The sequence below is a fragment of the Azospirillum sp. A29 genome (assembly GCF_042604625.1).
In the GTDB taxonomy this organism is placed as follows: Bacteria; Pseudomonadota; Alphaproteobacteria; order Azospirillales; family Azospirillaceae; genus Azospirillum; species Azospirillum palustre.
On sequence record NZ_CP170469.1, the window covers coordinates 320755 to 342644 of the forward strand.

21 protein-coding genes are annotated in these 21890 nt (G+C 68.8%); 18 read left to right on the forward strand and 3 right to left on the reverse strand.

Annotated elements, in window-relative coordinates; translation table 11 throughout:
• Window positions 1-120: 120 nt before the first annotated feature.
• From ABNQ38_RS35590 to ABNQ38_RS35620, 7 genes are all read left to right on the forward strand, one after another.
• Window positions 121-1332, forward strand: a complete 1212-nt coding sequence (locus ABNQ38_RS35590; RefSeq protein ID WP_377811291.1) for a glycine betaine/L-proline ABC transporter ATP-binding protein — start codon at window positions 121-123, stop codon at window positions 1330-1332.
• Window positions 1325-2287 (forward strand): ABC transporter permease, encoded by a 963-nt coding sequence (locus ABNQ38_RS35595; RefSeq protein ID WP_377811292.1) that lies wholly within the window; start codon window positions 1325-1327, stop codon window positions 2285-2287. Before ABNQ38_RS35590 ends, ABNQ38_RS35595 begins: the two co-directional genes overlap by 8 nt.
• A gap of 67 nt (window positions 2288-2354) precedes the next feature.
• Window positions 2355-3392, forward strand: a complete 1038-nt coding sequence (gene proX, locus ABNQ38_RS35600; protein ID WP_174471334.1) for a glycine betaine/L-proline ABC transporter substrate-binding protein ProX — start codon at window positions 2355-2357, stop codon at window positions 3390-3392.
• A gap of 101 nt (window positions 3393-3493) precedes the next feature.
• Window positions 3494-4087, forward strand: a complete 594-nt coding sequence (locus ABNQ38_RS35605; protein WP_377811464.1) for an amino acid synthesis family protein — start codon at window positions 3494-3496, stop codon at window positions 4085-4087.
• 41 nt (window positions 4088-4128) lie between these two features.
• Window positions 4129-5097 carry a 2-hydroxyacid dehydrogenase gene (locus tag ABNQ38_RS35610; RefSeq protein ID WP_377811293.1) on the forward strand — a complete coding sequence of 323 codons (969 nt, stop codon included), beginning with the start codon at window positions 4129-4131 and terminating at the stop codon, window positions 5095-5097.
• On the forward strand, window positions 5097-6341 hold the full coding sequence (locus tag ABNQ38_RS35615) for an MFS transporter (protein ID WP_377811294.1): 1245 nt from the start codon (window positions 5097-5099) through the stop codon (window positions 6339-6341). The genes ABNQ38_RS35610 and ABNQ38_RS35615 overlap by 1 nt, the downstream gene beginning before the upstream one ends.
• A gap of 80 nt (window positions 6342-6421) precedes the next feature.
• Window positions 6422-8230 (forward strand): helix-turn-helix domain-containing protein, encoded by a 1809-nt coding sequence (locus ABNQ38_RS35620; RefSeq protein ID WP_377811295.1) that lies wholly within the window; start codon window positions 6422-6424, stop codon window positions 8228-8230.
• A 42-nt stretch (window positions 8231-8272) separates the two neighbouring features.
• Here the strand turns inward: ABNQ38_RS35620 and ABNQ38_RS35625 are convergent, their stop codons facing one another.
• From ABNQ38_RS35625 to ABNQ38_RS35635, 3 genes are all read right to left on the reverse strand, one after another.
• A complete protein-coding gene (locus ABNQ38_RS35625; RefSeq protein WP_377811296.1) occupies window positions 8273-8596 on the reverse strand; it encodes a c-type cytochrome in 324 nt (107 codons plus the stop codon).
• A gap of 30 nt (window positions 8597-8626) precedes the next feature.
• Window positions 8627-9844, reverse strand: a complete 1218-nt coding sequence (locus ABNQ38_RS35630; protein ID WP_377811465.1) for a PQQ-dependent sugar dehydrogenase — start codon at window positions 9842-9844, stop codon at window positions 8627-8629.
• Between the two features lie 320 nt (window positions 9845-10164).
• The gene (locus ABNQ38_RS35635; protein ID WP_377811297.1) at window positions 10165-10968 is read right to left on the reverse strand and encodes an NAD(P)H-dependent oxidoreductase; all 804 of its coding nucleotides are present in this window, start codon (window positions 10966-10968) and stop codon (window positions 10165-10167) included.
• Window positions 10969-11092: 124 nt separating this feature from the next.
• Here ABNQ38_RS35635 and ABNQ38_RS35640 point away from each other — a divergent pair, with 124 nt between their 5' ends.
• The 11 genes from ABNQ38_RS35640 (at window position 11093) to hpaD (ending at window position 21874) form a co-directional block, all read left to right on the forward strand.
• A complete protein-coding gene (locus tag ABNQ38_RS35640; RefSeq protein WP_377811466.1) occupies window positions 11093-12013 on the forward strand; it encodes a LysR family transcriptional regulator in 921 nt (306 codons plus the stop codon).
• 200 nt (window positions 12014-12213) lie between these two features.
• Window positions 12214-13254 carry a TRAP transporter substrate-binding protein gene (locus tag ABNQ38_RS35645; protein ID WP_377811298.1) on the forward strand — a complete coding sequence of 347 codons (1041 nt, stop codon included), beginning with the start codon at window positions 12214-12216 and terminating at the stop codon, window positions 13252-13254.
• A gap of 59 nt (window positions 13255-13313) precedes the next feature.
• Window positions 13314-14084, forward strand: coding sequence for a class II aldolase/adducin family protein (locus ABNQ38_RS35650; protein ID WP_377811299.1), 771 nt, complete (start codon window positions 13314-13316; stop codon window positions 14082-14084).
• A gap of 82 nt (window positions 14085-14166) precedes the next feature.
• Window positions 14167-15273 carry an AraC family transcriptional regulator gene (locus tag ABNQ38_RS35655; RefSeq protein ID WP_377811300.1) on the forward strand — a complete coding sequence of 369 codons (1107 nt, stop codon included), beginning with the start codon at window positions 14167-14169 and terminating at the stop codon, window positions 15271-15273.
• 32 nt (window positions 15274-15305) lie between these two features.
• Window positions 15306-16292: a 2-dehydropantoate 2-reductase gene (locus tag ABNQ38_RS35660; protein ID WP_377811301.1), complete on the forward strand. Its 987-nt coding sequence runs from the start codon at window positions 15306-15308 to the stop codon at window positions 16290-16292.
• Between the two features lie 313 nt (window positions 16293-16605).
• On the forward strand, window positions 16606-17640 hold the full coding sequence (locus tag ABNQ38_RS35665; protein WP_377811302.1) for a TRAP transporter substrate-binding protein: 1035 nt from the start codon (window positions 16606-16608) through the stop codon (window positions 17638-17640).
• 24 nt (window positions 17641-17664) lie between these two features.
• Window positions 17665-18216, forward strand: coding sequence for a TRAP transporter small permease (locus ABNQ38_RS35670; protein ID WP_377811303.1), 552 nt, complete (start codon window positions 17665-17667; stop codon window positions 18214-18216).
• Window positions 18213-19544: a TRAP transporter large permease gene (locus tag ABNQ38_RS35675; RefSeq protein ID WP_377811304.1), complete on the forward strand. Its 1332-nt coding sequence runs from the start codon at window positions 18213-18215 to the stop codon at window positions 19542-19544. The genes ABNQ38_RS35670 and ABNQ38_RS35675 overlap by 4 nt, the downstream gene beginning before the upstream one ends.
• Window positions 19545-19548: 4 nt before the next feature.
• Window positions 19549-20229 carry a fumarylacetoacetate hydrolase family protein gene (locus ABNQ38_RS35680; RefSeq protein ID WP_377811305.1) on the forward strand — a complete coding sequence of 227 codons (681 nt, stop codon included), beginning with the start codon at window positions 19549-19551 and terminating at the stop codon, window positions 20227-20229.
• Window positions 20226-20966, forward strand: coding sequence for a fumarylacetoacetate hydrolase family protein (locus ABNQ38_RS35685; RefSeq protein WP_377811306.1), 741 nt, complete (start codon window positions 20226-20228; stop codon window positions 20964-20966). Before ABNQ38_RS35680 ends, ABNQ38_RS35685 begins: the two co-directional genes overlap by 4 nt.
• Window positions 20967-21025: 59 nt before the next feature.
• Complete coding sequence (hpaD, locus tag ABNQ38_RS35690; protein ID WP_377811307.1) at window positions 21026-21874, forward strand: 3,4-dihydroxyphenylacetate 2,3-dioxygenase; 849 nt, start codon at window positions 21026-21028, stop codon at window positions 21872-21874.
• Window positions 21875-21890 lie beyond the last annotated feature (16 nt).

Sequence of the window (21890 nt, forward strand, 5' to 3'; positions counted from 1 at the left end):
TAGGGCTACTTTTCCTCTGTTTCGCAGGAAGACAGGAAGACGCGCAAGTCTTCCTAATGGGCACAAGTAAAAATCTTAAAGACAGGGAAAGCCCACCGAACACAACGATGGGAGACGGTTGTGACAGAACGACTGAGGGTAGAGAATCTCTATAAAGTTTTCTCCAAATCTCCCGATCCGGCCCTGCGGATGTTGGCCGCAGGTGCAAAAAAAGCCGATGTTCTGGCTAAAACCGGAACGGTTGTAGGGTTGAACGACGTTTCATTGTCGGTTCCGAGCGGTGCCATCTATATGGTGATGGGGCTGTCGGGATCGGGAAAGTCCACCCTGGCCCGCTGCATCAACCGGCTGAACGAGCCGAGCGCCGGCCGCATCCTGCTGGACGGCCGCGACATCGTCGCCGCCGGCGAGGCGGAACTCCGCGACATCCGTCGCAAGCGCATCTCCATGGTGTTCCAGCATTTCGCCCTGCTGCCCAACCGCACCGTCGCCGAGAACACCGAATTCGGCCTGAAGCTCCAGGGGGTCTCCCCCCAGGCCCGGCGGCGCCGGGCGGAGGAGGTGCTGTCGATCGTCGGGCTGGCGCGCTGGGGCAACCATTACCCCCACGAGCTGAGCGGCGGCATGCGCCAGCGGGTCGGGCTCGCCCGCGCGCTCGCCACCGATGCCGACGTGCTGATCATGGACGAGGCGTTCAGCGCGCTCGACCCGCTGATCCGCACCGAGATGCAGGACGAGCTGCTGCGCCTCCAGCGCACGCTGAAGAAGACCATCCTGTTCATCACCCACGATTTCCAGGAGGCGCTGAAGCTCGGCACGCGGATCGCCATCATGGCCGACGGCGAGCTGGTCCGCGAAGGCACCCCCCAGTCGATTGTACTGGAGCCGGGCAGCGACTATGTCGCCGCCTTCACCCGCGAGGTCGACCGCTCGCGCCTGTTCGACGCCCGCTGGGCGATGACCCCGGTGCAGCCCGTCCCGCTTGCCGCCGGCCTGTGCCTCGCCGAGACGGGCGACGGCGGCGGGCTGGTGCTCGACGACGGCGGCCATGTCGTCGGCGCGCTCGACGCCGACACGCTGCGGGGCCTGCGCGAAACAGCCGGCTTCAGGACTGGCAGCCTCGGAAATAACAGCATCGGCGCCCTGCGCAAGGACTTCGTCACGGTGCGCGAGTGCGACAGCCTTCTCGACGCCGCCCGCGCCCACCGGGCCGGACGGCCGATGGCGGTGGTCGACGAGGACGGCCGGCTGACCGGCACGCTCGCCGCCGACCGCATCCTGGCGGGCATCGCCTCCGCCCCTCCTCACCCAGCGGGAGGCCTGCATGCTTGACGCAAACGACCTCAACGTCTTCCCGGTCGACGCCTGGATCCAGGACGGCGTCGCGTGGATCGCGCTGAACCTTCGCCCGCTCTTCCTCGCCATCAAATGGCCGGTCGAGTATGTGCTGAACCTCAACATCTTCCTGCTCCAGGAGATCCCCTTCCTCGCCATCGTGGCGGTGGCGGTGCTGCTGGCCTGGCGGCTGGCCAGCCTGGGGGTCGCCTGCTTCAGCGCCGTCGCCCTGGTCGCCATCGCCGCGCTGGGCGTCTGGTCGGAGGCGATGACCACCCTGTCGCTGATCACCACCGCCATCGTCATCTGCGCGGCCGTCGGCATCCCCATCGGCATCGGCTGCGCCCGCAGCGACCGGATGTGGGGCGTCGTCCGCCCGATCCTCGACATCATGCAGACCACCCCGACCTTCGTGTATCTGGTGCCGGTGGTGATGCTGTTCGGCGTCGGCACGGTGCCGGGCGAGGTGGCGGTGGTGACGGCGGCGGCCCCGCCGCTGATCCGCTTCACCAACCTCGGCATCCGCATGGTCGAGACCGAGATGGTCGAGGCCGGCCTTGCCTTCGGCGCCACCAGGCGGCAGCTGCTGTGGGAGGTCCAGCTTCCGCTGGCCGTGCCGACCATCCTCGGCGGCCTGAACCAGACGGTGCTGACCGCGATGGTGATGTCGGTCGTCGTCGCCATGATCGGGGCGGAAGGTCTCGGGCTGGTGGTGCTCCAGGGCCTCGGGCGGCTCGACGTCGGCCGCGCCGCGGTGGGCGGCATCGCCATCGTCCTGCTGGCGATGATGCTCGACCGCATCACCCAGAAGATGGCCCAGCCCGGCGGCCCCGGCGGGCGCCCGCTGCTCCGCAGCCTGCGTGCCCTCGTCCGTTCCGGCCGTCCGGCCGACGGCAAGACGGCCGCCGGCCCGGCCACCTCCAAGCCGGCGATCTCCAGTCCGGACCAGTGATCCAGATCCCAGACCGCAAGCCCCATTCCACCCGAATCCCGTCCCGACCCCGTTCGAGGAAACCGCCATGCCCTTCTTCACAAAGTCGGTCGCCAAGTCCCTCTCCGTCGCCGCCTTCCTCGCCGCGGCCTGCGTCCAGCCGTCCCTGGCCGCCGACCAGCCCGGCAAGGGCAAGACCATCCGCTACGCCCAGTCGGACAGCCTCGGCGCCAACTACGTCACCGCCCAGATCGTCACCGCCGCCTTCAAGGAACTCGGCTATTCGGTCAAGCTCAGCACGCTGAGCACGACCCTGTTCTTCCAGGCGGCGGCACAGGGCGACCTCGACATCGCCACCGACATCAACTTCCCGCAGCGCGAGCCCGCCTTCCGCAAGGTGGAGCAGCAGGCGACCATCGTCGGCGGCGGCCTGATCAAGGAGGGCGGGGTCAACGGCTACCTGATCGACAAGAAGACGGCCGACGCCCACCACATCACCTCGCTGGAGCAGATGAAGGACCCGAAGATCGCCGCGCTGTTCGGCAAGGGCGGCAAGGCGGATCTGGTCAACTGCGATCCCGGCTGGAGCTGCGGCGACGTGGTCGACTTCCAGCTCGACAAGTTCGGCCTGAAGGACACGGTGACCTCGGTGCGCGGCAAGTACGAGCCGCTGATGGTGGAGGCGGTCGCCCGCGTCCGCCGCGGCGAGCCCGCCTTCTTCTACGCCTGGAGCCCGTCCTGGGTCACCAACACGCTGGTCCCCGGCAAGGACGTGGTCTGGCTGCCCACCCCGTTCGATGCCCTGCCCCCGTCGGTGCCCAACAAGGGCACGGCACTGGTCAGCGGCGTGTCGGGCTGCGCCGGCGGCGCCGATCCCTGCCGGATGGCCATGGCCTCCTGGAACTGGAACACCGTCGCCAACCGGGACTTCATCGCCGCCAACCCGGCGGTAAAGGCGCTGGTCGAGAACATCGGCTTCCCGTTGCAGATGTGGGCCGCCTGGGAGCGCAGCATCAGCGAGAAGGGCGCCAGCGAAAGCCATATCCGCGCGCTCGCCCAGGAGTGGCTCGCCGCCAACAAGCCGACCTTCGAGCAGTGGGTCGCCAGCGCCAGGGCGGCGAGCTGACTCGACATCCAACGCTCCCCAGTTTCCACTCCCCGAAGCCGCCGGCCGCCCCCGGTCCGGCCGGCTCCGGGACCGGACATCAGAGAATCGGACAGGACATGATGGACATCGGACTGCGCAAGATCTCCACCTTCATCGAGGAGACCATCGTCGAGGGCGGCAAGCCGGCCGAACGGCCGATCACGTCGGTCGTCGTCGCCGCCGTGCTGCGCAACCCCTGGGCCGGCCAGGGCTTCGTCGAGAATTTGCGGCCGGAAATCCTGCGGGTGGCCCCGGTGCTGGGGGCCGAGATGACGCGGCGCCTGGTCGCCCTGATGCCGGCCGCGCGCATCGAGGCCTATGGCAAGGCCGCGTCGGTCGGCGTCAACGGCGAGATCGAGCACGCCTCCGCCCTGATCCACACGCTGCGCTTCGGCAACATGTTCCGCGAAGCGGCGCAGGGAACCACCTTCCTCAGCTTCACCAACACCCGCAACGCCCCCGGCGCCCTGCTCGCCCTGCCGATGATCCACAAGACGGAGACCGGCAAGCGGGCGCATTTCCTGACCGCCAATTTCCAGGTTCCCGACTCCCCCGGTCCCGACGAGCTGCTGGTCGCCATCGGCGCATCGGACGGCAGCCGCGCCCATCCGCGCATCGGCGACCGCTTCCTCGACATGGAGGAGATGGACGCGGAAAAGGCCGGCACCCGTTGAGGCTCCAGCGCGCCCGCTCCCGCCCACGCCCGGCTTTTCGAATGGATCGAGGCTATACCGACATGCCGCTGCAACGCCGCCCGATGACGCTGCTGTTCTGTTCGGGCATCGACAATGCCGGCCTGTGGCGGGAGGCCCTGCGCCGCCGCCTTCCCGACGTGACGCTGCGGGTCTGGCCGGAGGTCGGCGACCCGGACGACATCAACATGGCGCTGGTGTGGCAGCCTCCGCCCGGCATCTTCGCCGGACTGGCCAAGCTGCGGCTGGTGATGTCGCTCGGCGCCGGGGTCGAGACGCTGCTGGCCGACCCATCGCTTCCCGACGTGCCGCTCGTCCGCATGGTGGCGGACAGCCTGAGCGACGACATGGCCGGCTTCGTCGCCCTCCAGGTGCTGCGCTGGCATCGCCATTCCGACGAATTCGACGCCGCGCAGGCGGCGGGGGTCTGGCGGTGGCTGCCCTACCGGCCGGCCCGCGAGGTCACAATCGGGCTGCTCGGGCTGGGGGAGCTGGGACGGGCCGCCGCCGTCGTCCTGGGGGCGCTGGGATACCGCGTCCTCGGCTGGAGCCGGTCGCCGAAGCGGCTGGACGGCGTGGAGTGCTTCGCCGGCCCCGACGGGCTGGAGGCGATGCTGCCGCGGTGCGACCAGCTGGTCTGCCTGTTGCCGCTGACCGCCGACACCCGCGGCATCCTGGACCGGCGCCTGTTCGCCCGCCTGCCGGCCGGGGCCGTGCTGGTCAATGCCGGGCGCGGCGACCATCTGGTCGAGGCGGACCTGCTCGACGCCCTCGATAGCGGCCGGCTGGGCGGCGCCAGCCTGGACGTGTTCAGCGAGGAGCCGCTGCCGGCCGGCCATCCCTTCTGGCGGCATCCGTGCATCCGCGTCTCCCCCCACAGCGCCGCCGCCACCCACCCGGCGCAGGCGGTGGAACAGGTGGCGGCGACCCTGGCGGCCTTCCGCGACGGACGGCCGCTGGCCAACCGGGTCGAGCGGGGGCGCGGCTATTGATGCCGCCCTTGCTGCCGGTGATGGCGGCCGCCGTCCTGATGCAGGCCGGCAACGGGCTGCTCCAGGCCCTGCTGCCGCTGCGCATGCAGGCGCAGGGGCTGTCGGCGGCCGACATCGGCATGGTGGCGTCCGCCTACGGCGTCGGCTTCGCCGCCGGCTGTCTGGCGGCGCCGAGGGTCGTCCGCAAGCTCGGCTTCGTCCGCGCCTATGCCGGGCTGGCGGCGCTGATGGCGATCCTCGCGCTCGCCCTGCCGCTGGCCGGCGGCAGCGTCGGCTGGGTCCTGCTGCGCGCGCTGACCGGCGTCGGCTTCGCCGGGCTGTTCACGGTGATCGAGGGGTGGATCGGCGCCGGAGCGCAGGACGGCAATCGCGGGCGGATCCTGGCGGTCTACATGGTCACCACCAAGCTGGCGCTGATGGCCGGCCCCCTCCTGCTCGACCCCGGCGGCGACCAGCCCTTCCGGCTGCTGATTTTGCTGATCCTGCTGTCGGTCCTGCCGGTCGCCGTCACCCGGCCGGTCCGCCCGGCCCTGCCGACCGCCGTCTCGCTCGACCTCAGCGGGCTGTTCAAGCTGGCGCCGTCGGCCCTGGTCGGCTGCTTCGCGGTCGGCGTGGTGACCGGCACGATGATCGCGTTCGCCCCGCTGTATGGCTTGCGCATCGGCCTGTCGGAACCGGCCGCCGCCGCCCTGCTCGTCGCCCTCCAGGGCGGCAGCCTTCTCGCCCAATGGCCGCTCGGCGCGCTGTCGGACCGGCGGGACCGCCGCGTCGTGATCGCCGCCGTGGCCGCGACCGGCGCCGTGCTGTCCGCCGGGCTGGCGCTGCTGCCGGCCGGCAGCCCGGCCTGGCTGGTGTGGACGGGGTTCGCGCTGTGGGGCAGCCAGGTCCTGTGCATCTACGCCCTGTGCGTCGCCCACGCCTGCGACGTGGTGCCGCCGGGCCGCATCGTCCCCACGGTCAGCGGCCTGCTGGTGGTTTGGGCCGCCGGAGCGATGGTCGGTCCGGTGCCGGGCGCCCTGCTGATGGACAGGCTCGGCCCGTCGGGACTGTTCGTCTACGCCGCCGCCGGCTGCACCGCGCTGGCCGCCTTCGTCCTGATCCGCCGCGCCGTGCGGGAGCGGGAGCGGGCACCCGGCCCGCCTGCCTTCCGCCCGCTGCCGCCCGACAGCCTGACGGGAGCGGCGATTTCCGGCCCCCGGAGGGCTATTGACCCCTCAGGCAGCGGGCCGCCGGAAGGGCGCTGACGTTCCGCTTTTTCCGAGTGCCGTCATCGGGTTAGAGTCGGTCGAAACCGGGCCTGGGCCCATCCTTTCGCCGGAGGAACATGGTCGAGACGTCGCGCATCCAGTCGCTGCGCGTGGTGGCGAGCCTGATCAATTCGGGCGGGGATCTGGCGACGGTGCTCCAGCGCCTGGTCCTGGCCGCCTGCCGCCATGCCAACTGGTCGATGGGGTCGATCATGGCGGTCGACGTCGAGCATGGCTACGCCCTGGTCGTCGTCCGCCACGACCCGACGCTGATCCAGCGCCCGCTGCCCGACCGCTGGGAGCTGGCGACCAGCCCGTCCCTGGTCGCCCTGCGGCGGAACGAGCCGATCTTCATCCCCGACGCCCGCGTATCGGAGGAGTTCCCCGGCTATCGCCGGGAGGCCTTCGAGCGCGACTATCACAGCGTGCTGGTCGTGCCGATGAACTGCACCGACGACAGCGGCCGGCCGCTGGTGCTGAGCGTCGTGTCCCGCGGCATCATCGAGGTGAGCGAGGAGGATCTGGCCTTCATCGGCATGATCGTCCAGCTCGGCGAGATCGCAGTGGAGCGCCAGCACCGGCTGCGTGCCGAGACCCTGGCCGCCGAACGCCTGCAACGGGCGCTGGAAGTGAACACCTCGCTGCTGCGCCAGGCGCTGGAGGACGGGGCGATGGCGACCCTGCTGCCCCGCATCCGCGACCTGCTGCCCTACTCCATCGTCATCGTCGACTTCACCGCCAACCTCGTCACCGCCGACCGGGCGCCCTGCGGCAGCGACATCGGCGACGCCGACTGGCAGGCGGCGGTCGCGGCCGACCTCGGCCCCTCGATCATGAAGGCGGCGCGCGATGCCATCGACCATCCCGTTGCCACCGGGCCCGCCGCCACCGGGGCGACCCTGTTCTGGGAGGTCAACGGCAAGCGCATCCGCACGGCGCCGCGCATCGACCCGCTGACCGCCGACGGCGAGGTGGTCGGCGTGCTGATGATCTTTCCGGGACCGCAGCCTTACGGTCAGGCCGATCAGCTCCTGCTCGACGGCATCAAGCACGCCCTCGGCATCCAGATGCTGCGCAACGTCATCCGCTTCCGCTACGAGAACCGGACATTGACCGAGCTGTTCCTGGAGCTGGTGGAGCGGCGATGGCGGGATCCGCTGGACATCGGACAGCGCGCGCTGCGGCTCGGCCTCAACCTCGATCTGCCGACCCAGATGATCCTGGTCGGATTGCCCGGCCGCAGTCCGCGGGCAGTGAGTGCCGCGGCCGACCTCCACCTCCCGGTCCAGCGGCTGCTGTCGCTGCACGGGATCGCCGGCACGCTCGTCACCGTTCCGGCCGGACTGGTCTGCCTCATTCCCGCCGTCGACGAGCGGAGCCACGGACCGGTCAAGCGGCTGATGGCGCAGATCGCACGGTCCGTCGCCGACATCCTGCATGCCGAGCCGTTCGTCGTGCTGACGAGTCGCTGCATGGCCCCGCCGGACTATGCGGAGGCGTGGGACCGGTCCTGGCGGATGATCCGTATCGCCGAGGAGTTCGGCCGCCCCGGCGTCCTCGATGCCCGGCAGTTCGGCCCACTGCCCATGCTGCTGGCTGCCGCGAACACCCACGAGGTGCGCGGCTATGTCGCCGACAGCATCGGCGCCCTCATCGAGTACGACCGTCAGCATGGGACGCCCTATCTGGAGACGCTGTCCGCCTATCTGAAGACGGGGTGCCGCACCAAGGCCTGCTCCGACCAGCTCGGCGTGCACGTCACCACCCTGCGCTATCGGCTGACACGCATCGAGGAGCTGTTCGGCATCGATGTCGAAAGCCCGGATCGTCGCTTCTCGGTCGAACTCGCCATTCACCTGAGCGGAGTCATCGACCGGTCGCCCTGATCCCGGAAGGGTTTTGTCAGGTCCCGCACCGGTCCTGCGGCGCTATGGCGGCGTCACCTCGATCCGGATGGCGCTGAAATAGGATGCGAGATCGTCGATGTCCGCCTCGCTCAGCGACGGGGCGACCACCGACATCATCTCGTTCCTGCGGGCCCCCGTCTTGTAATCGGTGAGCGCTTTGCGGAGGTAGATTTCCGGTTGCCCGGCCAGATTGGGCGCTTCCGGAATCCTGGAGAGCCCGTCCAGCCCGTGGCAGGTCTGGCACTGGATGGCCTTCTTTCTTCCCGCCCCGGGATCTCCGGCATGGGCACTGGCCGCATAGCCGGCCAGTCCCAGCAGGATCGGCACGCTCCACCGGTATCGCATCCTCATCCTCCCGGCCGACCGCCCCGCCCCTCATTGCCCATAGGAGATCCGGTAGACGGCTCCTGCAAAATCGTCCGACACCAGCAGCGAGCCGTCGGCCATCACCGCCACATCGACCGGCCGCCCCAGATATTCGCCGTCCGAGGTGAGCCAGCCTTCGGCGAAGACCTCGGTCTTGTCCGCGGTGCCGTCCGGCTTGAGCGAGGTGAACATGATCCGCGCCCCGATGGGCTTGGTGCGGTTCCACGACCCGTGTTCGGCGGCGAAGATGCCGCCGCGGTACTTCGCCGGGAACTGGGTGCCGCTGTAGAAGGTCATGCCGAGATCGGCCGCATGCGCGTCGTATTCGACCTGCGGCGACACCGCGTCTGCCGGTGCCTGCTGATCCTTGTATTCGACTGTGCGGATCTTGCCGCCCCCATAATAAGGGAAGCCGAAGTTCAGGCCCGGCTTTTCCGCCCGGTTCAACTCGCCCGGCGGGACATCGTCGCCCATGCCGTCCACTTGGTTGTCCGTGAACCAGAGCGCCTTGTCCTTGGGGTTGAAATCCATGCCGACGGAATTGCGCACCCCCCAGGCATAGACTTCGCGGTTCTTTCCGTCGCGGTCCATGCGGACGATGCCGCCGATCCCCCATTTCCTGTAGAGGTCGAGCTTGTCGGATGCCGGCACGTTGAAGGGCTGCCCGAGCGCAATGTAGAGCTTGTCGTCCGGACCCACCCGGCACACGCGGGCGGTGTGGTTGTAGCTTTCCTCCTCCTTGGGAATGAGTTCGCCGCCCTTCGCCACCTGGAAGGCGGCGACGTCGGCGCCCTCATAGAAGAACTCGGCGGCGGGAAAGGTCAGCACCCGGTTCTGCTCCACGACAAACAGGAATCCGTCCTTCGAAAAGCAGACCCCGTTCGGCACCGAGAAATTGATCGTCGGCGCAAAGACCTTCACTTCGTCGGCGACGCGGTCCTTGTCCCGATCGGTGACCGCGTAGACCTTGGTCTTGCGCGTTCCGACAAAGACAGCCACGCCCTGCGGCCCGACGGCCATGTGACGGGCGTCGGGCACGATGGCATAAAGCGCGATCTTGAAGCCCTGCGGCAGCTTGATCCGCGACAGGGACTTGTTGATCGCCGCCGCCTTCGGACCGGATTGCGGAACGACCGGGATTTCGGTCACGTCGCCGGTGGTCTTGAATTGCTGCAACTTCTCGAGGTTGCCGGGCGGCTGCGGGTAGTCCTGGGCTCCGGCGGGCATCGTCAGGCATGCAACCGCCAGAAAAAGCGCGGTGTTCAGACCGGTCTTCATGATTCCTCCCATTGAATCGTTCTTTTGGTCGTCGCACGGGTTCTGGGCCCGTGTTCTCAGGGCGTCGACTGGAACAAGGCGCCATCGGCCGGATGGACAAGGAGCAGGCACGGATCCGGGGCAAACCGGCCGCAGGTGGGCGCCGGCATCGCTGCTTCTCCAGCGTAGTTGCGGGCGTGCCGGACAAACCACACCCTCGTGGAGGTAGGCCCGAGAAATTCGGGGTATCGCGAACCCCGCGTCGCCCGTGGGAGCCTTGCGCCCTTGCCTCAATCGATCTTGCCCGGGCCGTCGTGGCTGAGATGGAGCGTGAATCCGGCAGCGCCCGGAGCGTCGAGGCCCGGCCGGAGCTGCATGGACGGGATCAGATAATCGCCGCCGTTCTGACGCCGGAAGGGGAGTGGCGGCGTCGTCGCAAGCGTCCGCATCCGCCGGCGCAGCCGCTCCGCGACCTGCTCGAAGCCGGCCTCGTCCAGGCGGTCGGCACGGTAGACCACGAACGGCGGAAGGACCTCGTAGCCCGGATAGTGGAGGATCCCGTGGTTGATCGGAAAGAGCAGATCGTCCATCGGCCCGTTGATCCCACGCGGCGAATAATGGTCCTCCCAACCGCCTGCGGTTACGATCAGCATGGCGCGCTTGCCGGCCAGGGCGCCTTCGCCGTAACGGTCGCCCCAGCGCCGGTCGCTGTGCTCGCCGACACCATAGGCGAAGCCGTTGGCATAGACCCGGTCGACCCAGCCCTTGAGGATCGCCGGCATGGAGAACCACCAGAGCGGAAACTGAAGGATCAGCGTGTCCGCCCAGCGCAGCTTCCCGATCTCGGCCCTGACATCCGCGGTCAGCGCCGCGGCATCGAAGGCGCCGCGGGACGAGCCGGGCACCTTCAGCCGTTCTTCGGCCGGAAGCGTCGGGAAGTCGTCCCGATCGACCTCCGATTTCCAACCCATGTCGTACAGGTTGGACAGCTGCACCTCATGGCCCTGGGCTTCCAGTTCCTGGATGGCGACGTCGCGCAACGACGCACTGAGCGAACGCGGTTCGGGGTGGGCGAAGACAATGAGGATTTTCATGGCCGGCTCCGGCTGGGTGATGCAACCGGTGAGCAGGTATCATGGAGAGTAGCGATCCGGTATATGATGGGAATGGATATGATTATGCTGGAATGCGGATAAATTGGACGTCACGCTCGAACGTATGCGCACCTTCGTCCGCGTGGCCGAACGGGGAAGCCTGTCGGCGGTCGCCCGCGAACTGGGCATCGGCCAGTCGACGGTGACGCGCCATCTGCGGGAACTGGAGACGGCCGTGGGCGTGCCGCTGCTGAGCCGGACGACGCGGCGGGTGACGGTGACGGACGAGGGCAGCCGGTTCCACGCACAGTGCGTGCAGATCCTGCGGCTGGTGGATCTCGCGAGCGAGGAGGCGCGCAGCACCCGCGGCGCGCCGGCCGGCACGATCCGCATCTCCTGTACGGCCGCACTCGGTGTCCTGCATGTCAGCCGTCTGATCTTCGCGTTCCAGGATCTGTACCCGGACATCGCAGTCGATCTCAGCCTCAGCGACGAGCGCATCGATCTCGTCCGCGACGGCGTCGACATTGCGCTTCGTCTCGGACCGCTCACCGACAGTTCATTGAAGCTGAAGCCGTTGGGCCAATCGAGGCGCCTGCTGGTGGCGGCGCCGCAGTATCTCGCGGGGAGCGGGGTACCGATGCATCCGCGGGATCTGAGCACGCACGAAGGCATCCGGATGTCGAACATCGCCGGGAGCGACCTTCTCGTTCTCGAAGGGCGGGGGGAGCGCCACTCACTGCCCTTCGGCGGACGGCTTCAGACGGATCATGGGCTCGCCGTGCGCGAGGCGCTCGCGGCCGGCCGCGGCATCGCTCCCGCCCATCTCTGGCTTGTCGAGGATTTTCTCGCGGCCGGACGGCTTGCGCGGGTGCTGCCGGATTATGAGCCGCCTCCCGTGCCGCTCAGCATGCTGATCGTGCCGGAACGTGCGGGCATCGCGCGCGTCCGGCTGCTGGTCGATTTTCTTGCCGAGCGGATCACGCAGATCCCTGGGATCGAAACGGGCGCCGCCCGCGGCGGGAACCGCCTGGAACCGCAATAGAGCGCCTTGTTCCGTCCAAAGCGGAAATGGCGTCGCAGCATGGGCCAGCCGCGCAAGGTTCCATCGCAGAATTTCCGCCCGTTCCGGACAGCGCCTGCCCGGCGCGGATAGAGCAGGACGCCAGCCCCGCCTACCCTTGGCGAACACCGTCGCGAACACCGCCGGCGGACAGAAAAGCCAAGTCAACGGGAGGTCTGGGGATGAGCAGTCTGCGCACGCTCACGTCGGCAATCGTATTTGCAACAGGACTGATGGCGTCGGCCGGCACCCATGCGGCCGAAACCGTGACGCTGAAAATCGCGCATTTCCTGCCCGGCGTGGCGCAGGTGCAAAGGCAGGTTCTGGAGCCGTGGTGCGACGATCTCGGCCGGGAGTCCGGCGGCCGCATCCGCTGCCAGTTCTATCCCGCGCTGCAACTGGGCGGCACCGCGGCCCAGCTGGTCGATCTGGCGCGCAACGGCGTCGCCGACATCGTGTGGACGGCCCCCGGCTATTCCACCGGCCGCTTCCCCAAGACCGAGGTGCTGGAGCTTCCGGACATGCTGCCGGTCGGCGTCGTCGCGGGCGGGCGGGCGATCTGGACCTTCTATCAGGCGCATCTTCAGGACGAATACGCCGCCTACAAGCTGCTCGCCCTGCATGGCGACGGCGGCATGACCGTCCACACCGCGAACAGGCAGGTCGCCAAGGCGGCCGATTTCGCCGGGTTGAAGCTGCGCGCGCCGAACCGCACCATCGCCCGCACCCTGACGGAGCTTGGCGCCACCCCCGTCGCGATGCCGCCCGCCCAGATGACCGAGGCGATCTCCAAGGGCGTGGTCGACGGTGCGTCCGCGGTCTGGGAGGTCATCGGCCCGACCGAGCTGGACGAGGTCACCCGCTTCCATCTGGAAACCTCACACGACGAGCCCGTCCTGGGCGCCACCGTCCTGGCCCTGCTGATGAACAGGAAGAGCTCCGACGCCATGCCCGCGGACCTCAAGGCGATCCTTGAGAAGAACAGCGGCATGGTCCTCGTCGAGCGCTTCGGGCGGGCCTGGGACGCCACCATCACCGCGACGCGCGACAGGGTGAAGGCACAGGGGCAGGCGGTCACCGTGCTGTCGGGCAGCGCCTACGACGAGGTGCTGAAGAAGCTGGAGCCGGTCACCGCCGAATGGATCGCCCAGGCGTCGGCCAAGGGCATCGACGCCGCCCCCCTCGCCGCCGCGGCCCGTCAACTGGCCCCGCGGCCAAACTGACGGCCCCACCGACGGCCCTGCCGATTTCAGCGTAACAACCAGGAACAGCGAGACCGGACATGAGCACAGCGCCCCGCTATTTCGAACAGCCCGCCCGTTTCAGCCCGGCCGAATGGCAGGCCCGCGTCAAGCTGGCCGCAGCCTACCGCATCTTCGACCATCTCGGCTGGTCGGAGCTGATCTACAACCACATCTCGCTCCGGGTTCCCGATGAACCCGGCCACTTCCTCATCAACCCGTTCGGCCTGCATTATTCGGAGGTCCGCGCCTCCAATCTCGTGAAGGTCGATGTGGAGGGAAACATCGTCGGCCATTCGGACTGGCCGATCAATCCGGCCGGCTTCACCTTCCACGGCGCCATCCACGCGACCCTGCCGGACGCCCATTGCGTTATGCATGTCCACACCACCCAGACGCAGGCGGTCTGCTGCCTGGAGGACGGGCTGGCCTTCACCAACTTCTACGCCGCCCAGCTCTACGGCAAGATCGCCTACCATGATTTCGAAGGGATCACCGTCCATCTCGACGAAAGGCGGCGCATCCTGGCCAGCGCCGGCGACAAGCCGGTCCTGCTGCTGCGCAACCATGGTCCGGTGGTGGTGGGATCCACGCTGGCCCAGGCCTTCTCGCTGATGTGGCTGGTCAACCGCGCCTGCGAGATCCAGCTGGCCACCCATTCGATGGGCCGGGCGCGGCAGATCCCGGTGGCGGTGCTGGAGAAATGCGTTACCGACAGCCTGAATTTCAATCCGAAATACGGGGCCGGCGAGGATGCCTTCGCAGCGCTCACCCGCATCATCGACCGCATCGACCCGACCTACCGGTCTTGACAGAGCGAAGCCCAAGGCCCTTGACTAATTAACATGTTAACCGCTTTATTGTTCGCATACTCCACAAAGGGGCTCGCGAACAATGATCGGAAGCTGTGGGGACGGATGCGATCAGGACGAAACGAGCCGGTCGGCCACCGAAGCCCGGCTGCTGGGGCTGGAGGCGGAACGGGCCCTGGCCTCCCAAGCGGGCGACCAGCCCGGCGACCGGACGGGGGACTGGGTCACCAGCGACCCCGACTGCGCCTCGGAGCGTCTGTTCCGCAACTACACCCCGCACCGGATGCGGGTGATCGGGCCGCCGCGTGATTTCCGCATGCGGCTGCGGGTCGGCTGGTCGGGAGGCATGGCCCTGCTGCGCTTCAACACCGGGGTGGAACTGTCGCAGGTGCCGACCGGCCGCTTCATCCTGGTGACGACGCAGGTCAGCGGCTGGTCCGAAATCGACACGCAGGGGCAGAGCTTCAGCGGCGGGCCGGGATTGATGGTCGTCGATTCCGCGAGATCGCCGGTGAGGAAGCGCTTCAGCGCCGACAGCGAGCGGCTGCATCTCCGCCTCGGCACCGCGGCGCTGGACGGCCTGTACGAGCGGCTGACCGGCAAGGCCCCCGTCCGGCCGCTGGAATTCGCACCCTGCATCCGGCCGGAAACCGCCATGCATGCGCGCTGGCAGTCGGTGGTGCGGATGGTGCTGTCCTGCACCGCACCTTCTGCCGGACCCGAGCCGGCCCCGACCCCGGCCCTGCCCGACCTTCTGCGGAGACAGCTGGAAGAGACCGCGATGCTGATGCTGCTGACCGGGCATGAGCATAGCGGGGCGGAGCAGATGGCGGGCACGCCCGCCGCCCCTGCCCCGCGCCATGTCCGGGCGGCCGAGGAGTTCATGCGCGCCAACGCCGGGGAGCCGCTGACCCTGGCGGAGATCGCGGAGGCGGCCGGCGTCAGCATCCGGACCCTGACCGCCGGCTTCCGCAATTTCCGCGACCAGTCCCCCATGCAGCAGTTGCGGGACATCCGCATGGCCGCCGCGCGGGACGATCTGCTGCAAGGAACAGGAACCGGAGGCCGGGGAACCGGAAGCGTGGCGGACATCGCCCTGCGCTGGGGTTTCGGCAATTTCGGACGCTTCGCCGGCGACTACCGCCGCCGCTATGGCGAGACGCCGTCGGAAACGCTGCGGCGGCGCTGATCATCCCTATAGACCGCGGAGACAGGACGTCGATGAAGACCTGCATCATCGGGGCCGGCGCCATCGGCGGCCTCATCGGCATCCGTCTGGCCCAGGCCGGCTGCGACGTGTCGGTCCTGGCGCGCGGCGCCACCGCCGATGCGCTCCGCGCCGGTCCCTGGAGGCTCGCCACCGCGGACGGGGAGGTCGCGGCGTCCGTCCGGGTGGCCGACGATCTGACGGCGCTGGGGCCGCAGGATCTCGTCGTCATCGCCGTGAAGGGGCAGTCGCTGCCCGGCCTCGCCCCGTCGCTGACGCCCCTGATCGGGCCGCAGACCATCGTTCTGCCGGCGATGAACGGCGTGCCCTGGTGGTTCTTCCACCGCTTCGGCGGGCCGCTCGCCGGGATGCCGCTCGACAGCGTCGATCCCGGCCGACGGATCGCCGCCGCCATCCCGGATGAGGCGGTCGTCGGCTGCGTCGTCCATGCCACCTGCTCGGTTGCCGAACCCGGTCTGGTGCGCCACGGCTTCGGCAACCGGCTGATCGTCGGCGAGCTGGACGGCAGCCCGTCGCCCCGCCTCGGCAGGCTGGCGGATCTCCTGACCGCGGCGGGGTTCGAGGTCCAGTCCTCCCCACGGATCCAGACCGACATCTGGTACAAGCTGTGGGGCAACATGACGATGAATCCGGTGTCGGCACTGACCGGCGCCACCTGCGACCGGATTCTCGACGATCCGCTGGTCAGCGGCTTCTGCCTGTCGGTGATGGCGGAGGCCGCCGAACTGGGCCGCCTGATCGGCTGCCCGGTCGAGCAGAGCGGCGAGGACCGCAACGCGGTGACCCGCCGGCTCGGCGCCTTCAAGACGTCGATGCTCCAGGATGCCGAAGCCGGCAAGCCGCTGGAGATCGACGCGCTGCTGGGGGCGGTGAAGGAGATCGCCGGGCGGCTGGGACAGGCGACCCCCAGCCTCGATGCCCTTCTCGGCCTGACGCGGCTGATGGCGGGCACCCGCGGTCTCTACCCGGCAATGGACTAAGCGTCCGATACCGGCAAGCCAATGACCTGACTTGCCGTATTGCGTTCAGACGCCACGCAGGCTTTTCCGCGCCCATGGGGGCGCGCCGCCGCAGTCGCGGCGGCCAGGGCACGCTTGAAGAGGTCAGTTCAAGCGTGCCCTGGTATGAGGCAACCAGTGCGCCCAAGCCACGCACAACGCGCTTGACTGTTTAACATGTTAATGTTTAACTCGTTAACAGCATCACACACCATCAATGAACAACGCGCCGACAAGAGGACGGGCAGACCCTTCGGTCCGCCCAGTCCCCCCGCGCATCGGTGGAGGAAACCCCATGCTGAAAACGATCCGGCCGGCGGCGCTCGCCCTGGCCACGCTGCTGCCGCTTGCCGTCGCCAACCCCGCCACAGCCGCCGACGGCGTCTCGCTGAAGATCACGCATTTCCTGCCGCCGGGCGCGCCGGCGCAGAAGCAGGTGATGGAGCCCTGGTGCAAGGCCCTGGGCGAGCAGTCGGGCGGACGCATCACCTGCCAGTTCTATCCGGCGATGCAGCTCGGCGGCACGCCGGCACAGCTGGTCGATCTGGCGAAGAACGGCGTCGCCGACATCGTCTGGACCGCCCCCGGCTATTCGGCCGGCCGCTTCCCGGTCATCGAGACGATGGAGCTGCCCTTCGTCGTGCGCGACGGCCTGTCGGGCAGCCGGGCGGCCTGGGACTTCTACCAGCGCCACGCGGTGGAGGAGTTCGCCGCCTACAAGGTTCTGGCGGTCCATGTCGATGGCGGCGTCGCCTTCCACACCGCCGGAAAGCCCATCGCCGCGGTGGACAGCCTGAAGGGGCAGAAGCTGCGCGCCTCCACCCGCATGGTCTCCAAGCTGCTGACCGCGCTGGGCGCCACCCCCGTCAACATGCCGCCCGCCCAGGTGACCGAAGCGATCTCCAAGGGGATCGTCGACGGCGCCATGGGCGCCTGGGAGGTGGTGACGCCGACCAAGCTCCAGGAAGTGACCAAGCTCCACACCCAGCCGCCGGCCGGCCAGCCCTACTACTCCACCACGGTCCTGACGCTGCTGATGAACAAGGAGCGCTACCAGTCGCTGCCGGCCGACCTGAAGGCGGTGATCGACCGCAACAGCGGCCCGGCGCTGGTCGAGAGCTTCGGTCAGGTCTGGGACCGCGTGACCGCCGACACCCGCGCCCTGGTCGCCAGGGAAGGCGGCACCATCCAGAACCAGGATCCCGCGGATTACGAGGCGATGCGCGCCGCCGCGGCGCCGGTCGAAGCCGAATGGCGCCAGGACATCGCCAAGCGCGGCATCGACGGCGCCGCCCTGGCGACCGACGCCCGCGCGCTCGCCGCCCGCTGATCCCCTTCGCGGAGACCCTTCATCATGCATGAACCCATCGGAAGCCCGGACTTCCGGCCAAGGAGCGCGGGCGAGCGCGCCCTGCTGCTTGCGGCGAAAGGCTTCGCCCTGGCCGGCGGCGGCATCTTCATGGCGCTGATCGGCATGTCGCTGCTGTCCATCTTCGGGCGCAAGCTGGCCAACCTTCCGGTCACCGGCGACGTGGAGCTGATGCAGGTCGGCACCGCCGTGGCCGCCTGCGCCTTCCTGCCGCTCTGCACCATCCTGGGCGAGAATCTGCGCGTCGACTTCTTCACCGAAACCGCCCCGGCCTGGATGCGCCGGCTGCTCGACGCGGTGGCCGACCTGCTGCTCGGCGCGCTGGCCCTGCTGCTGGTCTGGCGCACCGGCCTCCAGGTGATCGACATCCGCGAGGCGGGCGAGGTGACGCCGCTTCTGGGGCTGCCGGTCTGGATGCCGATGCTCGCCATGCTGCCCAGCCTCGCCCTGACGGCGCTGTGCGCGCTGACCCGCGGCTGGCGCGACCTGACATCCAACGAACGACAGACGGCCGGCACGGCGGAGGTTGCACGATGAGCGGGACCGCAATCGGACTTGCCGGCTTCGCCGGGCTGATGGGCATGCTGGCGCTGCGCGTCCATATCGGCGTGGCGATGTTCATCGCCGGCGGCGCCATCTATCTGACCATCAACGACGGCCAGACCGCCGCCCTGCTGTTCACCCTCAACAACCTCGCCTTCGCCCGGCTGTCGAACTACGATCTGTCGGTCATCCCGCTGTTCCTGCTGATGGGCCAGTTCGCCACCCATGGCGGGCTGTCGAAGGCGCTGTTCCGCGCCGCTGGCGCCCTGATCGGCCATTGGCGCGGCGGTCTGGCGATGGCCTCCACCACCGCCTGCGCCGCCTTCGGCGCCATCTGCGGATCGTCGCTGGCGACTGCGGCCACCATGGGTCAGGTGGCGCTGCCGGAATTGCAGGCCCGCGGCTATTCCGGGCGGCTGGCGACCGGAACGCTGGCGGCCAGCGGGACGCTGGGCATCCTGATCCCACCCTCGGTGCCGCTGGTCGTCTATGCGGTGCTGACGCAGGAATCCATCGGCAAGCTGTTCGTCGCCGCGGTGGTCCCCGGTGTCATCGCCGCGCTGGGCTATGTCGCGGTGATCGCGCTGATCGTGCGGCGCAACCCGGCCGCCGGCCCGGCCAGCGCCCCGCTGCCCTGGTCGGAGCGGCTGCGTGCCCAGCTCGGCGTGCTGCCGGTGCTGCTGGTCTTCCTGGTGGTAATCCTCGGCATCTATGACGGCTGGGCCAACCCGACGGAGGCCGCCTCCATCGGCGCCGCCGCCTGCGGCCTGATCGCCTTCGCCTCCGGCGGCATGCGCTGGCCGCAGCTGGTCGCCAGCATCTACGGAACCGCCCAGGCGACCGCCATGATCTTCGTCGTGCTGATCGGCGCCGACCTGCTGAACTCGGCGCTGGCGGTGTCGCAGATGCCGGTGGAGCTGGCCGCCTGGGTGCGCGACAGCGGCATGCCGCCGTTGCTGGTCCTGTTCAGCATCATCGGCATCTACATCCTGCTGGGATGCGTGATGGATTCGCTGGCGATGATCCTGCTGACCATCCCGATCTTCTACCCGGTGGTGATTGGCCTCGATTTCTTCGGCATGGACGCCACCGACAAGTCGGTCTGGTTCGGCATCCTGGCCCTGATGGTGGTGGAGATCGGCCTCGTCCATCCGCCGGTCGGCATGAACCTCTACGTCATCAACCGGCTGGCGCGCGGCGTGCCGATGCGCGAAACCGCCTGGGGCGTCATGCCCTTCCTGGCATCCGACCTGCTGCGCATCCTGCTGATCGTCTTCGTGCCGGGCATCTGCCTGTGGCTCGTCCATGCCTTCGGAGGCTGACACCATGCAAACCACGTCCCCTCAGGGAATGGCCCAGGGAATGGTCTACGGGGTGATCCTCAACGACCGCCCCACCCTGGACCGCCTCGGCCCGGCCCTGTCGCAGCCGCCCTACGGTGCACCGCCGAAGGCGCCGATCCTCTACATCAAACCCTACAACACCCATGCCGGCACCGGCGCCGCGGTGCGGCTGCCGCGCGGAGCGGAGCGGGTGGAGGTGGCGGCGACGCTGGGCCTCGTCATCGGCCGCGACGCCACTGCCCTGGACGAGGCCACGGCGATGGACGCGGTCGCCGGGCTGCGCCCGATCCTCGACGCCAGCCTGCCCAACCCGTCGGTCTACCGGCCGCCGGTGCGCGAACGCTGCTTCGACGGCTCCTGCCCGATGGGCGAAACGCTGCCCTATGCGGCGGTGGCGGGGCTGGAGACGCTGACCCTGCGCACGCTGGTCAACGGCACCGTGGTGGCGGAGCGCAGCCTGTCCGATCTGGTCCGCCCGCCGGCCCGGCTGCTGGCCGAGGTGACCGGCTTCATGAGCTTGCGGGCCGGCGACATCCTGCATCTCGGCATCGCGCTCGGCGGGCCGCAGGCCGGGGCCGGCGACCGCGTCCGGCTGGAGATCGACGGCTTCGCACCCCTGGACATCGTCATCGAAGACGCCGCGGCGGAAGGAGAAACGCCATGAAGCGCGCCCGCATCCTGCTGGACGGCACAATCCATGCGGCGGTCGAGGAACAGGGACGGCTGCGGCTGTCCGACGGCCGGCTTGTTGCTCCCGAAACGGTCACTTGGCTGCCGCCGGTGGAGCCGCGCACGATCTTCGCGCTCGGCCTCAACTATGCCGACCACGCGAAGGAGCTGGCCTTCAAGGCGCCGGAAACGCCGCTGGTCTTCCTGAAGGGGCCGAACACCATCGCCGGCCATCAGGCCAGCACCCGGCGCCCGGCCGACGCCACCTTCATGCATTACGAATGCGAACTGGCGGTGGTGATCGGCCGCACCGCCCGCGACGTGCCGCGCGACCGCGCCTACGAGGTGGTGGCCGGCTACAGCGTCGCCAACGACTACGCCATCCGCGACTATCTGGAAAACTACTACCGCCCGAACCTGCGGGTGAAGAACCGCGACGGCTGCACGCCGCTCGGTCCCTGGCTGGTGGACGCGGCGGACGTGCCCGATCCGATGAACCTCTCCTTGCGCACGCTGGTCAACGGCCAAGTGACGCAGGAGGGCAGCACGCGCGACATGATCTTCGACGTGCCGCACCTGATCGCGTACCTGTCGTCGATCATGACCCTGTCGCCGGGCGATGTCATCCTGACCGGAACCCCGGAAGGGCTGGCGGACGTCAAGCCGGGCGACACCGTCACCACCGAGATCGCGGGCATCGGCAGCCTCGTCAACCACATCGTCGCCGGTTGACGGTCTTTCAGACTTCCATCACCAAGCCGGGCCGAACCGGCCGCATTCCGGAGGAAAGCATGGGCAAACTCGCACTCGCCGCCAAGATCACCCACGTCCCGTCCATGTACCTGTCGGAGCTGGACGGCCCGCACAAGGGGTGCCGCGACGCCGCCATCGCCGGACACCGGGAGATCGGCCGGCGTTGCCGCGACCTCGGCGTCGACACCATCGTGGTGTTCGACACCCACTGGCTGGTCAATTCCGGCTACCACGTCAATTGCGCCGCCCATTTCGAGGGCGTCTACACCAGCAACGAGCTGCCGCACTTCATCAAGAACCTGCCCTACGCCTATGACGGCAACCCGGCGCTCGGCCATCTGCTCGCCAGCAAGGCGACGGCGGCCGGGGTGAACACCCGGGCGCATTCGGAAACCTCGCTGACGCTGGAATACGGCACGCTGGTGCCGATGCGCTACATGAACGAGGACCGCCGCTTCAAGGTGGTGTCGGTCTCCTCGCTCTGCACCGTCCACGACCTGAAGGACAGCGCCACGCTGGGCCGCGCCGTCCGCCGTGCCATCGAGGAGGAGTATGACGGCACCGTCGCCATCCTCGCCAGCGGCTCGCTGTCCCACCGCTTCGCCCAGAACGGCGTGTCGGAGCAGTACCTGCACAAGATGTGGGACCCCTTCCTGGAGCAGGTCGACCTGCGCGTGGTCGAACTGTGGCAGCGCGGCGAGTGGGCGACCTTCACCGCCATGCTGCCGATGTATGCCGAGAAATGCTGGGGCGAGGGCTATATGCACGACACCGCCATGCTGTTCGGCGCGCTGGGCTGGGACCGCTACGAGGGCAGCGTGGACATCGTCACGCCCTATTTCGCCTCCTCCGGCACCGGCCAGATCAACGCCGTCTTCTCGGTCTGAGGCGGGAGGACGGACG